Annotated in this window: 1 protein-coding gene; it reads left to right on the top strand. The window is 56.9% G+C overall.

Going from position 1 to position 246, the window contains the following annotated elements; all coding sequences use genetic code 11:
• Positions 1-246: branched-chain amino acid transport system II carrier protein (locus tag RTW80_RS30330; RefSeq protein WP_312721920.1), on the top strand; the 246-nt coding region annotated here is incomplete at both ends.

Below are 246 nucleotides of genomic sequence, written 5' to 3' on the forward strand. Positions count from 1 at the left end.
ACCCATCACTTGAAATCGCGTGACATTATCGCGCTGGGCTTTATGACATTTGCGCTGTTCGTTGGCGCAGGTAACATCATTTTTCCTCCAATGGTTGGCTTACAGGCGGGTGAACACGTCTGGACGGCTGCGTTTGGCTTCCTGCTTACTGCCGTGGGCCTGCCGGTACTGACCGTTATCGCGCTGGCGAAAGTCGGTGGCGGTGTGGACAGCCTCAGCACCCCGATTGGCAAAGTGGCTGGCGTT

The organism is Escherichia sp. AM3 (assembly GCF_032029835.1).
GTDB lineage: Bacteria > Pseudomonadota > Gammaproteobacteria > Enterobacterales > Enterobacteriaceae > Escherichia > Escherichia coli.